Raw genomic sequence first — 14,633 nt, 5'->3', positions numbered from 1 at the left:
GAAAGCGTCAGATGGCGCTTTCACACCGCCTTGCGTCGCTCCTGCGACGGCGTGCGGTCGAAGTGCTCGCTGTAGCACTTGGAGAAGTGCGAAGCCGAGACGAATCCGCACGCCAGGCCGATGGTGAGCACCGGCATGGAGGTCTGACGCAGCAGATAGCGCGCGCGATTGAGGCGCAGGCCGAGATAGTAGCGGGTCGGGGCTTCGCCGATATAGCGCCGGAACAGCCGCTCGAGCTGGCGCGTGGACAGGCCCACCGCTTCCGCGAGCTCCGCGCAGGACAACGGCGTCTCCAGGCTGTTCTCCATGTGCGACACGACCGAGATGAGCTTCGGATGGGCGACGCCGAGCCGGGCCCGCAGCTCCATGCGCTGGCGCTCGTGCGCGTCGCGGATGCGGTGATGGATCATCTGGTCGGTGACCTGCGCGGCGACGTCGGGCCCCTTCTGCTTGGCGATCATCGACAGCATCATGTCGATGGCGGCCGTGCCGCCCGCGCAGGTGAAGCGGTTTCGGTCCACCTCGAACAGCTCCTGCGTCACCTCGATGTCGGGGAATTCCTCCCGGAAACTGTCGTGGTTCTCCCAGTGAATGGTGCACTTGCGCCCGGCCAGCAGGCCCGCCTTCGCGAGCACGTAGGTGCCGGTGCAGACCGCGCCGATGGACACGCCGTAGAAGGCCAGCGTGCGCAGCTTGGCGATGAGTTCGCGATGGTCGAAGCGCTGCACGTCGATGCCCGCGCAGACCACTACGGCCGGCATCGGCCCGACATCGGCGTAGGCGCCGTCCGCGGCGATCGCCACGCCGTTGGAGGCGGTGACGGGCCGCCCGTCCGGCGAGAAGATGCGCCAGCCATAGACCTGCCGTCCGCAGCACCGATTGGCCAGGCGCAGCGGCTCGATGGCGGAGGTGAAGGCGATCATCGAGAAATCGGGCACCACGAGGAACCCGAACGTGTGGACGCTGTCCGGCGCGGCGGGCTGGGCCGGCGTCGTCTCGAGCGCAATGTTTCCTCGAGCCCCTGGCGAATGCAGCATGGCGCGCTGTCCTGCTTGCGACGGTTGCAGGCAGCGTCAGTCGAAATCCGCGCAGGGTCAATTCAATTCACGACATGTGTGTCGTCTCCGCGCTAACGGCGTGTCGCGTCCTCATGCCGCAACGCCACGTTGTCAGAGGCGACGCCTGCGGCGATGCACGGGCGGCACGTCGATGACGCCCGCTCCGGCACGCTCGGGCGGCAGGACGGGAGTTGGGGCAGCCAGCGACCGGACGTCGGGGCGCCCGCCCGTGCCGGCATGGGCGGAGGGCTCGGCCAGAAACTCGGCGATCAGCCGCGCCACGCGTGGCGCGGCCACGCTGGTGCCGCCCATCGCCACGAGGGAGCCGGTGCGCGTGCCGGCTCCGAAGACGCCGGGACAAGCTCCTGAGTCCTCGCTCCGGGCGGCCACGTCCGGGCCGGTGCGTGTCCAGAGGGAGGCGCCCGGGGTTCCAGGCGTCGGCCCGCCGGCCGAGTAATCCAGCAAGCTCCCGTTGTCCGCGCGAAATCCGGCGACGACCACCGGCTCGTCGCCCGTCGCGATGGCGTTCATCAAGCCGTCGCGCTTGATGGGACAGCCGGGGAGATCGCGGCCGTCCTCGACCCGGCCTTTCTCGTCGAAGCGGCGATATTGCCTGTCCTCGAAGAAGGACTGCCGGCCGCGCGGCGGATAGCCGAACGGCGTATCGTCGCGCTGCACCCAGCAGGCGACCGTCTCGCGGCGGGTCAGGCCGAGATTCCTGACGCGAACGGTCCAGACGCCGGACGGCGCGATGGGGTCGACCGGCGTCAGCGAACCGGCTCCCTCGATGCGCGCGGTCGGCTGCAGCGCGATCAGGAACATGCCGCGCTGCGAGCCGGGCGTGGGCTGGTGATAGGTGACCTGGCACAGCACGCCGCCGTCGTCCTCCAGTTCGAGCGCCTTGGCGTCGCCTTCGCCCAGCGGCGGGCTGGCCGGGCGCGCGCCGGGCGGAACCACGATGACTTCGACGCGGCGCGACACCGCCACGGCCGGCGGCAGCCAGATCTCGACAAAGCTCGGCGTCAGGTCGTCCGGGTGAACCCGCCACGACAGCTCGTGCTCGGGCTTGGCCGGCGTGAACTGGAACTCGGCGTGCCCCCGCCCCTGGCGGCTGTTGCCGGACGGCAGCACGACGCGCATCGGCAGGCCAGCGCCGGCCTGGTTGTAATCCCGCACGACCGTGTCGATGGCCTCCTCGAGGATGTGCGTGCCGTCGTGCGGGCCGGCGACGAGCCCGTAGCTGAGATTGACCACGACCGGCAGGCGCGGCCCGCCATTGGCGAGCGTGAGCGCCGTGTTGCGGATGTATTTCAGCGCGTCCGAGGCATAGCTCGCCAGGGTGGTCCCGGACGTGTTGCGGGTCGTGGCGACCGGCAGTTGGACGCCGACGAGAATCCAGTCGGGCGCGTCGGCGGGGTCAAACCCGCAGGCGAGGTCCATGACATGCGCCCCATGGGTGGCGTGGCGCGCCAGGGAGCGCCAGCCGCTGCGGGCGAAATCCGCCACGTGCAGCCTGCGGTAGACCTCGTCCTCATCGACGGGACCGCCGGGACGGCAATCGTCGAGCGCCTGGTCGATTTCGTCGCGGGTGATCTCACGTCCGTAGCGGAAGATGTCGACCGGGCCGCGATAGTCGCCGTCCTGGACCCACACGGCCTCGACCCGCGTGCGGCCGTTCCTGTCCCTGAACCGTTCGTGCGCGAAGGGCAGGCCGTCGTCGATGACGCCGACCACGACCGTGTTGGGCGAGACCTTGCCGCGCTTCACCCTCGCGACCGCCTCCTGCGCGGTCGCGACGATGCCTTTGTCGAGGCATCTTTCAGGGAGCGGCGGCCCGAAGCACACGCGGTCGAGCACCGGCAGCACGGGCCCGATCAGATCCCGCCCTCTCAAGTGTGCGGCAGCCGGCAGGAACGCGGTGTGAAACCGGTCGGGCCTGAGGGCGCCGTATGTGATCGTCTGGCTGGCCTCGATGAAAGCCTCGACCAGTTCGCGCGTTTCATTGGGGACGTCGCCGCTGCCGAGCAGCGCGTTGGCCGCGCCCATGTTCAGCGAGAACAACACCGACGTGCGTTGGCCGACCTGGCCGGGCAGCAACGCATCGGGCCGGCCCGGGCCGGTCGTCCACGCGAGATACGGATCGAGGTTTCCACCCGTGTCATCCAGCGTTCTCGAGATCCAGCGCATCGCGATCGCCCTCCGCCGCCCGTCGGGTCACGCCCACTCGGCGCGGGCCTTGTTCCACAGCCACGCCAGAATGCCGTCGGCGGAGCTCGGGTCGATGTTGGCCTGGCCAATCAGCGACGAATACTTGGGCGTGGTGCGAACGAGGCGTTCCTGATCCACGTCGTAGAGCTTGTGCCAGACGAAGTCCGTGTCGCCGTTGAAATGCGATCCGTCGAACCGCCAAGCGCGATAGGCGGAGCCTTGGGAAAACCGCGTCACCAGGTATTGCCCGACGGTGACGCCGATCAGCATCCCCACGATGCTGTCGACCGGGAAATGCAGGCCCGCGACGGTCCGGTTCTGCGCGATGCGCGCGGCGAGCCTGAGAAGCTGCACCCGCCATTTCCGGCTGTTGTAAATGAACGGATCGCCCGGGTTGGGATTGGCCGCGCGTTGCAGATGCCACAGCACCACCGCCGTCGCGAAGGCCTCCGAGGCGTGTCCGCTCGGGAAGGACGCATGCCCCGGAGTGGCGATGACGGGCTGCACCTGCGGCGTGTGCTCAACCGGCCGCTTGCACGCCAGCGCGTGCTTCAAGCGCAGGTGGACGAAGATGGTCAGGCGCTGCGCGGCGGCCAGCAATTCGATAGTGAAGGGCGTGCGGTCCGGACTGATGTTGGAGACCGAGGCGACGAACGCGAAGCCGCCGTTCATCTGCGTCAGGATCTCCGCGCCGCGGTCCGTTCTGAGTTCCGCGTATTCGTTCAGGAAATCGAGCTGTCGGCGAAACACGGCCATGCTCGGGCGCCGGATTTCAAGGAGAGGCTTGTAGCTCGCCGTCGGCGGGCGACCCGGCTTCGCCGCCACGGACGATTCGAGATGCCAGACCTTCATGTGGGTTGGCCGGCCCGAGCCGGGATCGGGGTCCTCGGCCGTGAAGCCGATCCGCGACATCAACTCGAAGTCGATCACGCCACCGCGAATGAAAGCGGACCAGCGGGCGAGATTATCCGCGTCCTCGATGGCCAATTCGGAAGGCGGGACGCTCGGCTTGTCCCACGTGCCGACAAGCCCGTCGCGCGTGCGGACCAGCGCCTCGGACACGAGCGGATGATCGTACGGCGACCCGCCGAACCCGCCGAATCCTCCGAAGCCCCCGAACCCGCCGAAGCCCCCGAATCCTCCGAAACCGCCGAAGCCGCCGAAGCCGCCGAAACCGCCAAAGCCGCCGAAGCCGCCTTCCCCGGATAACTGGCTCATCGTTTCCGCCCCCCTTGCGAAGATGTCAGTCAGGCACTCCCGTCATGCCGAGGACCTGCGCGAATTCCTGCCCCACCCAGAACGGCGAACTCGGCGCGCGGGCCAGCCATCCCTGCACGGTGAGTTGCGGGTCCAGTCGCAACAGCTCCCGGGTCGTCGCGCGCGCGCCGTCATGGTCGCCCAGCTGCCATTGGGCGACGGACAGGACGCGCAGGGTCGAGGTGTGGTTTCGATTGGCGCGCAGCGAGCGGCGGGCCAGTTGTACGGCGGCGTCGTACTGGCGCGCGGAAATGCAGGCGGAGGCCGCGAGCGAATCGTAGAACCAGCGTCGCGGATCGAGAGGCGACAGGCGCAGCGCTCGCCTCGTGCAGGTCATCGCCTGCGGTCCTTCGCCCATGAAGGCGTGCAGCGTGCCCTTGAGGGACCACGCCAGCGGATCGTTCGGGTTGTTGCGCAGCGCGAGGTCGTAGCGCTCGCGCGCCACGTCGAGCCGCCGCAGCAGGTTGGTATGAACGAAGCCGTCGACCGCCAGCGCCAGCGAGCACGTCGGGTCGCTGTCGAGCGCCTGCTTCGTGCATTGCAGCGCCATCTGCGCGTCGCGATCGGGATCGTCGGACCAGCCCTGCTGCACGCGCAGCACGTGCCAGTTCGCGAGCCAGGCCTGCGGGATGGCCTGGCGGCGTCCCCGTTCCACGAGTTCGTCGAGCAGAGCCTTGGCGCTGTCGAAGTCGCTTGCCGAAAGGCGGTGCATCAGCGCGATCGCGGCGATCAGCAAGGTGTAGCTCGTCAGCGTCGGAAGCGCCTGGGACTGCGCGCGCTGCAACTCGCGCTTCATCACCGCCTTGTTCACGTCGGCGGCGATGTGGTCGATCATCTCCCGGCGGCCGCCGAGCAGGCCCGCGACCTTGCCCTTTTGCCGCGTCGTCAGGACGATCTGGCCCGTCTTGCAGTCGGCCAGCTCGGTGTCGATCGTGATCGACTGGCCGCTGGTGCGGTATTCCCCGGAGAGCACGTAGTCGGCCTGCAGATTGGCGCGGATTTGCTCGAGCGTCGCTCCGCGCCCGCGAAACGCCGTCGTCGACAGGCGGGAGACGAGGTTCAGTTCGGTCGAGCGGGACAGGTCCCTGATCAGTTCCTCGGCGACGACCTCGCCGAGCAGGTCGTTCTGGTCGCTGTCGCGCGTGATGAAGGGCACGATGGCGAGCGAGGGTAGCAGCTCGGTGAAGAAATAGGCGGGCTCGCTCACGGGGTTCGGCCCTGGCGGCCCGATGCGGTAGGCGCGGACGGGCTGCGCCAGGTGTTTCAGGTAGCAATCGCCCAGGTCCTCGATGTCGGCGTCGAGGTCGGCGGTCAGCCCGTCGCGGACTGCCGCCGAGATGACGATCTGGTCGGGCCCGGCCAAAGTCACGAGGCGAGCGGCGCGGTTCACGCCCCGTCCGTAGATGTCGTTCTGGTCGAGCACCACGTCGCTGGTCTCGATGCCCGCCCGCAAGTGAATCCGGGCGTTGACCGGGAGGCCTTCGTTCAGCCGCTGCGCGACGTCGCGGATCGCGAAAGCCGCGGTCACGGCGGAGCGGACGTCGGAAAAATCGAGCAGCAGGCCGTCGCCGAGGCTCTTGATCAGGCGGCCGTTGAGAGGCGCGAGAATATCGGACCGGATCGTCTCGACAAGGGCGAGCCAACGCCCCAGAAAGCCGGCCTCGTCCTCCTCGACCAGGCGGACCGACTCGACCACGTCCATGAAGATGATGGCGCGGTGCGCCCGCGTGACGGCCGAGTACCGGACAAGACTGGCACTGTCCGATCCGCTCAAATCACACTCCATGCGTAATCGAGCACACTCGGGCGCCGGATCCGGCGGAAGAGTTGGCAGGCGGAATATCTAACGCCCGTTTCGAAGGTTCCGCAACCGGCAGTTGCATTGCGATGCATGCCTGGCGAACCGACGACGCATTCGGCGCGTCTACCCGGACGCGGCCGACGGCGCGTGAGAGGGGAACTGTGCCGATTGCGGGATCGCCGAGAGGCGAAGCGCCTCAGCCTCGCGAAGGTGCGAGCGCGGTGCGGACGAAACGGCCGAGGCTCCGCAAGATCGCGTAGGTCGCCTGGCGTTCGTCGAACGCGTTGGTCACCTGGGCGCGCCGGGCGGTGACGTAGGAGTTCTGAACGTCGAGGAGCTCGAGCAGCGTGCGCCGGCCGCCCTGGAACTGCTCGCGATAGAGCTCCAGCGCCTTCTTGCTGTCGGCGACGGCGTCGGCGAGGCTCTGCGCCTTGCGGCGGCTGGAGCCGATCGAGAGATAGTTCTGGCGCAGCTCCTGGACGAGGTCGTCCCTGAGGTCGCGCAGCTTCATCTCGGCTTCGGTCTGCCGGCCGGACGCCTGTTCCACCTGCTGGCTGTTCAGGCCGCCGTCGAACAGGCGGTAGGACAATTGCACCATGCCGCGCACGTCGACCTCGGTCTTGGTCGTGCGGTTGGCGTACATCTTGTTCTGCGCCGTGGCGTCGAGGCCTATTCTTGGAAGCCCCGACGAGCGAACCGCGTCGATTTCGGCCTGGGCGGCGCGGATCACCGCCTTCTGTGCGTTGAGGGCGGGATTGACGTTGGCGGCTTCCGCGATGGCCGCCACCTCGTCGGGGGGGATCGCCGAGGAGAGCGTGGGCGCCTGCTTCAGCGCGGCTGGGCGCACGTGGGTGAGGCGTTCGAACTTGTTGGTCGCAAGCTGGAGGTCGTAGTCCGTGTCGGCCCGCGTCGTCTCCGCATCCACGACGCGCGCCGAGACGCGTTTCACATCCGCGATGGTGGCGTTGCCGTTCTTCTCGTTATCCGAAACGAGGCGGGCGATCTCGTTCAGCGCGCGCAGATTGTCATCGGCCAGGCCGAGCAGTTCGCGCAGCATCAGGATGCGCAAATAGGTCTGCGCCGCGCTGAAGGCGATGTCCTCGGCGCTCGCGACAACCCGCAGCGCGTCCGCGTCGGCCGCACGGACGGCGCGCTCGATGTCCCGCGTCGTCGCGCCGAAGTTGTACAGGAGCTGCTGGGCCGAGACATTCATCTCGCCGCGCGCCGCGCCCGTTGCGTTGCTCGCATCGAAATACGCGCCGGGATTTTCCGAGCTGTAGTTGCCCAGCGAGCCCCAGCCGGCGGCCGAGGTCAGCGCCACCTGCGGATACAGCGCGGACTTCGCCACGCCTACGCCGGCCCGCGATTGCGTGGCGCGCGCCGCCGCGATGCCGATGACGGGGTTGTCCGCGAGCGCCGCCAGCACGATGCCGGACAGAGTCCCCGTTGCGGCGGCCGCGGCCTTGGGCGCCGGGTCCTGCCCGGGCTTCCGCGCCGGCTCCTGCGCGGCGGTTGAGGACGTCGTCTCCGGCCTGGTCGTGTCGCTCGGGCTCGTACCGGACACCACCTCCGGAGCCGCCTGGATCGAGGCCGTTTCGACGGGATCGATGGGTTCGATGGTCTTCGCGATGGCGTCGGAGGGAGCTGAATTGGCGAGGATGAGCGGTCCGCCGGCTTTTTCCGGAGAGGACTGGCACCCCGCCAGCGCGAGAGCGGCGGCGAGCATGGTCGGAACGGGGACGAACGCCGCCCCCCAAACCCGGAAATGCGCGCTCCAAATCCGCATCAACCGCAATGTCTTTCCGCGGAGAAAATCCGCACGAATCAGTCGAAATAATTTCTCCTTAACTACGATGGAAAGCCGAATCCGGCAAGATGTCTGTTGTTAAGGGTTTATTTACTTTTGCCGGGAGATCGCGCGGCGCAACACGCGCCACGACAACCTTGAATCCCGCCCAAGTTGATGGCGACTTCTTGCAATGCTTGGGAGATCGCCAAGGCGCTGCCACCAACGCGCGCAGGCGTTTGCTGGCTTCTTTCGAAGTAAAGGCGAAGTGAGGGAACTGTCCCTTAGGCCGGGTTGAGGCCGTAATCCTTGACCAGTTCGGTCACCGCCGCATCGTCCAGTGTGTTACGGAATCGAATGCCGTAGCCCTCGGTTCGGCAGTTCACGATCGTCCCCGGCCAACGCAGGTCGAGCAGGCGAACCTCCACCTCGCAGCCGCGCCGATCGAGGATGTAGGTGCTGGCTTCGCGGAACAAAACGCCGCCGCGCGACAGCTCCAGGACGAGGCCGTCGATCTCGTAATCACGGTCGATAAAGTAGAGGCTGCCCGGAACGCAGCACGGCAGCCGCTGGTGGACCCGCGCGAACTGCGCCCGCTGTGAGAGGAGCGAGCGGATCCGCGCGACGCCCGGCATCGACAGTACACTCATCCCGTCCACTCCTTCCTGGTCCTGCCCAGTTCGTTGTCCTGTCCCGGCCACCTGTCGGTTCCGCCGGGAGCTGGCGCCAGTCCCTTAGTTCCGCGCGGCGGGAGACCCCGACCGCAGTTTTTCCGCCAAGGCGCGCAGCCGCGCCAGAGACTGCACCGAATCCAACGGCGAAGCGGGCGCCTCGGCTGGCGCGAACGAAATGGGGGCGATGTCAGGCTGGGGAGACCGATGATTGCCGCGCGCCAGTTCCGAGTAGGACACCAGCACCGCCTCCATGGTGCGGGACAGGTCGGCGAATCCGTCGGCCATGCCGGACTCGATCGACCGCGCCACGCCCCGCAACTCATGAACCATGACGTTGGCGGGGCCGGAAGTGTCCAGGGAGGCGGCGAGTTCCGCCTGCTCTTCCGAAAGCCGGGTGAACCCGACGCCCAGCGTGCGCGCGGTCTCGGACATGGCGCGCGCGATCTCGCCGAGGCCGGCGTCAAGCGCGGGCCTGATGGCGGCGGCGAAAGCCTCCGGCTGCCGGGCCATCTGCTCCGTGAGCGAGTGAACGGTCGTCGCGGTGTCGCCCTCGCGACGCGCCAGGGCCGCCAGCGCCTCGCCGTGCCGCTCCTGCCAGGTCTCGGCGGCGGCGGCGTGAGCATTGCCGAGATGGGCGAGCGTCTCCACCTCCCGCATCTTCGTCACGGCGACATCCTGCGCGTTCGAAATGGCGGCGATCCTGTCCGTCAGCTCCTGGCGCGCGCCCTCGACGCTTGCGGCGAGCGTCGTGAAGCTCTCGTCGAGACGGGCCGTGTTCTGGCGCGCCTGCTCGCCCATGGCATGCTGGTCCGCGGCGAGTTGACGAAGCACCGCGAGGTGCGACCCGTGGTGCGCCTCGATCCGCTGGCCGACGCCCGCGAAGCCCTCCACGAGCCGCGTGTCGACACGCTCGGCCACCTGCGCCACTTCGCGACGCAGTTCCGACAGTTCGGCGCGCGTCGCGTCGGTCCGCGCCAGAGCGTCTCGAATGTCGTTTTCGTGGCGCGAAAAGCTTTCGATGTGCCGGCAAACGTCGGAGAGCATTTCCGCCTGCTCTCCGTGGCGCTGGGCGAGGCGGCGAATGCTTTCCGCGGCGGCGTCGAACGTCTGGTTGGCATGACGGAAGCTGCCCATCAGCGCGACGGCCAGGCCGCCGATCTGCCCGGCGACGACGCGCAATCCCGTTCCTTCGCCGGTCGGCTGGATTTCGTTGGCGTTCTCCATGTCGGAGATGCCGGCGAGCCAGGCCTCGAATTCGTCGCGGACAGCGTTGGTGGCCTGGCTCGCGAAGCGGCTGATCAGCCCGAGTACGAGCGAGCCGAACAGCCCGAACAGCGACGCCGAAAAGCCGGTGGCCATCGCCGTCAGAGGCACCTGCAGATCGCGGATAAGCCCCTTCACGGCGTCCGGCGAAGTCGCGTCTTCACCGGCCACTCCGCCGATGATCGCGCCCACCGACCCGACCATCTCCATCAGGCCGATGAAGGTGCCCAGGAGGCCGAGGAGGATGCACACGCCGGTGAGATAGATGACGAGCTGGCGGTCGAGCGCGATACGCCCGTCAACCGCATGCACCAGGTTCTGCATGGTGCTGACAGAGATCCTCATGCGCTTGTTGCGCAGCAATTCCTCTTGCGTGAAGTCGAAAATGTGCCCGAGAAGATGTGGCCGGCGGTACAGCGTGCCCGGCTCGAAGCACCGGAAGTGGCGGGCCAGCGGATCGGTCACGCCGTTCTTGCGCGTGTCGGTGATATCGCTCCAGATTTCCTGCAGGGCGGCGACCGCGCGATGTTCGTTGCGCAGCTTGAACATTCCAATGATGACGCGCGACGAGCCGAACACGAACACCGCGATGATCATCACGTTCAGATAGGTGTTCGAGATGAGGCCAATATAGATGAAGTGCCATTGCCATGTGCACAGGGCCGCGAGCAGGAGATACACGATCCCCACTCGCACCAGCTGAACTCTCAATTGAGCCGTCATGGCAAGCTCCGAACACCTAACGCAAATTTATACAATAAAATAATTACTGTACGCTTGATACCAGGACGAGATTGCGTCCCTTCACCTTGTCACTGTCTTCCAGCCGCATGGTGATCCGGGTTGCGGCCACTCCCGTTTCAATGAGCTTCTGGCGCACGGCGAAGGCGCGGTAGTACGCGGCCCTTCGCGCTTCGGACAGCGCCGGCGACTCGATGTCGGCCAGGCCTCTGACCTCGATCCGCCCGTCCTTCCCGACGATCCCCGCCGATCGGATGGCGGCCTGGAGCGCTTTGGCCGCTTCGGCATCCAGCACAGTCGCTTCGGCCTTGAAATCCACCGCTACGATCTCGCCCGGCGACTCGACCTTTCCGCCCGACTTGCGTGGTTGGGCCGGCGAGGGGTTCGTCGTCTCGATCCATTCGCCGCCTCGCGGCGGCAAGGCCGTGATCTCGATGGCCGCGCCCTGCTCCGCCCCCTTGTCCGCCTCACGCTGACTCTTGTCGTCCTTGCCGGCGCTGTCGGAAACGTCCTGGACGGGCCTCGGCGGCTGCGTCCGAGCCTGCGCCTGGGCTTGCGTCTGGGCCTGCGCCTGGTCCGACTGCTGCGCCTGCGTCGGGGCTTGCGTCGGGGCCTGCGCCTGGTCAGTCCGCTGCGCCTGCGACGACGCCTGTGCTTTCGCCTCGGACGGCGTGGGCTCTCTCGGGAGAGGATCTGACGACGCCGCACGCTCGGCAGCCGGGGCGACGCTCGGACGCGGAGCATCCCCCGGCGAACGCGGTTCCACAGCCGCCATCTGGGGCTGCGCCATTGTGTCTCGGCCGACCGTCACGGGATTGCCGGCGCTGTCGACGACATCCTGGACGGGCTTCGGCGGCTGCGTCTGGGCCTGCGGCTGGTGCGGCTGCTGCGCCTGCGACGGCGCCTGTGCTTGCGCCTCGGACGGCGTAGGTTCCCTGGGGAGAGGATCAGGCGAAGCCGCCGGCTTGGCGGCAGGGGCGACGCCCGGACGCGGATCGTCCCCCGGCGAACGCGGTTCCACTGCCGCCATCTGGGGCTGCGCCGTTGTGTCTCGGCCGACCGTCACGGGATTGCCGGAGCGATCGCCCGTCTCGCGCTCCACGATGTCGTCCTTGCCGCCGCTCGCGATATCTCCCGCTGGCGCGATCCCAGCCCGGTTTTCCGGCCGCATCGTGAGCACACGCTTCTCGCCGCCGCCCATGCCGGCGCCGGACAGCAAGGTTTCGGGAGCGTCCGTCAGACCCTGCTCCGGACTGTCGCCAGCGCCGACCCACGGGGCATCGACGTTGGGACCGTGGATGGTCGCGTTGCGCGCCTTCAGCACCTTGACGATCTGGCGGGCGAGCACTTCGGGCTGGCCACCCTCCGTGGGGATCTCGACGCCGGCGGCCGCCGCGATCTGCACGAGGTAACGGCGAGAGAGTCCTTGCGACAGGATGAAGATCACGATGCCGAGCAGCATCATGATGAGAGTCAGCACCATGACCATCGTGGTGAGCGCATCCACGAAGCCGGGCCAGATATTCTCTTCCTGTTCGCCGTGGCCTCCGGCCATGGTGCTAGTCCCCCCTCTCGACCGTCACGCCGCGACGCCAAGGCGGGCGAGAACGTCCGCCTTCGGTCCATCCGCGACGATGCGGCCCTCGTCCATCCAGACCACGCGATCGACCAGGGCCAGCAGCCCTGCCCGGTGGGTGGCGACGATCAATGTCTGGCCCCGCGTCGCCTCGCGCAGGTCGCGCACGATGCGGGCCTCGATTCCGTTGTCCAGGGCGGCGGTCGGCTCGTCGAGGATAAGCGTGTCGCCCGGCGCGCACAGAGCCCTGGCCAGCATCGCCACCTGGCGTTCGCCGCCGGAGAGCCTGCAGCCGCGCGGGCCGACCTCCATGGCGTAGCCGCTGGGATGGCGGGCGGCGATCTCGCGCGCGCCGGAAACTGCCGCGGCGCGCATGAAGCGCGCCTCGTCGACCACGTCGAGGCCGAGGCAGATATTGGCCCGCAACGTCAGGTCGAACAGCACCTGGTCCTGGCTCATCAGGCTGAACCGGCGGCGGAGCGCCTGCGGAGAGACCTGCCTGATGTCCGCGCCATCGAGAAGGACGGCTCCCGATTGCGGCTCCAGGAGGCGCGTCAGCAGGCGCAGCAGCGTGCTCTTGCCCGAGCCGATGCGCCCGACGATGGCGACCCGTTCGCCCGGCCGAATGGTCAGGTCGATGTCCTTCAACGCCGGACGGGACTCGCCCGGATACGTGAACGACACCTTCCGCAACTCCAGATGCCCCACCATCCGCGCCGGCTGCGCCTCGGGATCGCCCGCCTCCTCGATCGGCGCGTGCAGCACGCCGCGCAGCAGATCCGAGGTGCTGCGTTGCAGCTGGAGACGATGCAGGAGCGCGACAACGGTGCCGATGGGCGCCATCACACGTCCGACAAGCAGCGTCGCGGCTGCCATCGCGCCGACGGTCATCACGCCGTCGGCGATGGCGTAGACCGAGATGAACATGGCGGCCACGATGAGAAGCTGCCCGATCATCCCGGTGGCCTGAGCGGCGACGGTCTGCCAATGACGGCCGCGGTGGGCAGCGTAGGCGATCTCGTCGGTCAGCCGTTCCCAATGGCGGGTGAGGACCGGCTCGGCGGAACTCGACTTGATGGTCTCCAGACCTTCCACCGTCTCCGTGAGCATGTTGGCCTGGAGGCGCGCAAGGCCGACGGATTTGCGCGTCGCCGCGACGGACGCGTGGTGCGTCGCGACCATGGCCAGCGCGATGAGCGCCCCGCCGGCCACCGGCGTCAACGCGACCGGGCCTGCGACCGCGTAGAGCATGCCCGAGACGACCAGCACGAACGGCGCGTCGACGGCGAGCGACACCAGGAGCGCCGGGGCCGTCTGGCACATGCCCTCCAGTTCACGCAGGCCCACCGTCAGCGCGGCGGCGGTACGCGGGGCATCCACCAATCGCAGTCTCACCAGCCGGTCGTAGAACCGCGACTGCAGATCGACCGTCGCCTGGGCGGCGGCCGCGTCCAGCAGCGTGGAGCGCGCCACGCGCAGCGCGAGGTCCGCCACGAGGGCGATGAGGATGCCGAGCGACAGCGCCCAGAGCGTCTCGAGGGCAAGGTGCGGAATGACGCGGTCGTAGACCGCCATCGAATAAATCGGCAGCGCCAACACGAGGACATTACTAAGAAGGTTGGCAAGCATCGCCTTGGCAAGGGCGCCCCGGCTCCTGGCCCAGACGAATCCCAGCACATCGCGAAAGACATCGCGTGTCCTCGCCGCCTCTGCGGGTTCCGCCGCGTCCTCTCCCTGGAGCAACGAGCGCGGGCGAACGAACACCACCGGCCCCGCAGCGCCCGCCGCGAACTCGCGCGCGACGACGACCCGGCGTCCCTCCGGCGACAGGATCTCGATGCCGCCGGACGACTTAACCCGCGTAACGATCCACGTGGACCCGTCGTCCCTCAGCACGATGCAAGGGCAGTCCTCGTCGCGCAGATCCTGCGCGCGCCGCTCATCGAGCGTGGCCTCGAGCCCGTACGCGGCCGCCGCCGAGGCGAGCGCCACCGGCGTCGGCGCTCCGCCGGGAAGAGACGCAACGGCGCGCGCCTCCCGCCCAAACCAGCACCGCGCGATCAAAGCCAAGTCGCCGGCCAGCGTGCCAGAGGACGCGACGACCGGAGAAGCTTGAACTTCGGTGCTCGGATCGGCGATGATCGCGGCGTTTCGAACAACGCTCGCCACCCCTTCGGGGGCCATGAAACCCTCTTTCGTTAAAAAATACTGAAAATTTATAAGGCTTAAAGTCGGATTGTATGCAATTTATGAGTGATTGTAGGGGCTA

General features: G+C 67.9%; 9 protein-coding genes. All 9 read right to left on the bottom strand.

The window, feature by feature from the left end; genetic code table 11:
- Positions 1–20 precede the first annotated feature (20 nt).
- Complete coding sequence (locus NK718_RS16870) at positions 21–1,037, bottom strand: GlxA family transcriptional regulator (protein ID WP_254744656.1); 1,017 nt, start codon at positions 1,035–1,037, stop codon at positions 21–23.
- Between the two features lie 132 nt (positions 1,038–1,169).
- Positions 1,170–3,245, bottom strand: a complete 2,076-nt coding sequence (locus NK718_RS16865) for a S8/S53 family peptidase (protein WP_254744654.1) — start codon at positions 3,243–3,245, stop codon at positions 1,170–1,172.
- Between the two features lie 27 nt (positions 3,246–3,272).
- Positions 3,273–4,484, bottom strand: coding sequence for a phosphatase PAP2 family protein (locus tag NK718_RS16860; protein ID WP_254744652.1), 1,212 nt, complete (start codon positions 4,482–4,484; stop codon positions 3,273–3,275).
- Between the two features lie 25 nt (positions 4,485–4,509).
- Complete coding sequence (locus tag NK718_RS16855) at positions 4,510–6,297, bottom strand: adenylate/guanylate cyclase domain-containing protein (protein ID WP_254744650.1); 1,788 nt, start codon at positions 6,295–6,297, stop codon at positions 4,510–4,512.
- 223 nt (positions 6,298–6,520) lie between these two features.
- Positions 6,521–8,110 (bottom strand): TolC family protein, encoded by a 1,590-nt coding sequence (locus NK718_RS16850; RefSeq protein WP_254744648.1) that lies wholly within the window; start codon positions 8,108–8,110, stop codon positions 6,521–6,523.
- A 284-nt stretch (positions 8,111–8,394) separates the two neighbouring features.
- The gene (locus NK718_RS16845) at positions 8,395–8,760 is read right to left on the bottom strand and encodes a PilZ domain-containing protein (protein WP_254744645.1); all 366 of its coding nucleotides are present in this window, start codon (positions 8,758–8,760) and stop codon (positions 8,395–8,397) included.
- Positions 8,761–8,844: 84 nt separating this feature from the next.
- Positions 8,845–10,770: a hypothetical protein gene (locus NK718_RS16840; RefSeq protein ID WP_254744643.1), complete on the bottom strand. Its 1,926-nt coding sequence runs from the start codon at positions 10,768–10,770 to the stop codon at positions 8,845–8,847.
- A gap of 43 nt (positions 10,771–10,813) precedes the next feature.
- On the bottom strand, positions 10,814–12,343 hold the full coding sequence (locus NK718_RS16835; protein ID WP_254744641.1) for a hypothetical protein: 1,530 nt from the start codon (positions 12,341–12,343) through the stop codon (positions 10,814–10,816).
- A 24-nt stretch (positions 12,344–12,367) separates the two neighbouring features.
- Positions 12,368–14,548, bottom strand: coding sequence for a peptidase domain-containing ABC transporter (locus NK718_RS16830; protein WP_254744639.1), 2,181 nt, complete (start codon positions 14,546–14,548; stop codon positions 12,368–12,370).
- Between the last annotated feature and the right edge of the window lie 85 nt (positions 14,549–14,633).

It is taken from the genome of Alsobacter ponti, assembly GCF_024294805.1.
GTDB classification, from domain to species: domain Bacteria; phylum Pseudomonadota; class Alphaproteobacteria; order Rhizobiales; family Beijerinckiaceae; genus Alsobacter; species Alsobacter ponti.
Note: the sequence above shows the minus strand (reverse complement) of the source record. Positions and strands in the feature narration are given on the sequence as shown.

Bases quoted from the DNA above. Each gene is read 5' to 3' on its own strand.
- NK718_RS16860 (WP_254744652.1), bottom strand. From the start codon at position 4,484: ATGAGCCAGTTATCCGGGGAAGGCGGCTTCGGCGGCTTTGGCGGTTTC.
- NK718_RS16870 (WP_254744656.1), bottom strand. From the start codon at position 1,037: ATGCTGCATTCGCCAGGGGCTCGAGGAAACATTGCGCTCGAGACGACG.
- NK718_RS16840 (WP_254744643.1), bottom strand. From the start codon at position 10,770: ATGACGGCTCAATTGAGAGTTCAGCTGGTGCGAGTGGGGATCGTGTAT.
- NK718_RS16835 (WP_254744641.1), bottom strand. From the start codon at position 12,343: ATGGCCGGAGGCCACGGCGAACAGGAAGAGAATATCTGGCCCGGCTTC.
- NK718_RS16830 (WP_254744639.1), bottom strand. From the start codon at position 14,548: ATGGCCCCCGAAGGGGTGGCGAGCGTTGTTCGAAACGCCGCGATCATC.
- NK718_RS16850 (WP_254744648.1), bottom strand. From the start codon at position 8,110: ATGCGGATTTGGAGCGCGCATTTCCGGGTTTGGGGGGCGGCGTTCGTC.
- NK718_RS16845 (WP_254744645.1), bottom strand. From the start codon at position 8,760: ATGAGTGTACTGTCGATGCCGGGCGTCGCGCGGATCCGCTCGCTCCTC.
- NK718_RS16865 (WP_254744654.1), bottom strand. From the start codon at position 3,245: ATGCGCTGGATCTCGAGAACGCTGGATGACACGGGTGGAAACCTCGAT.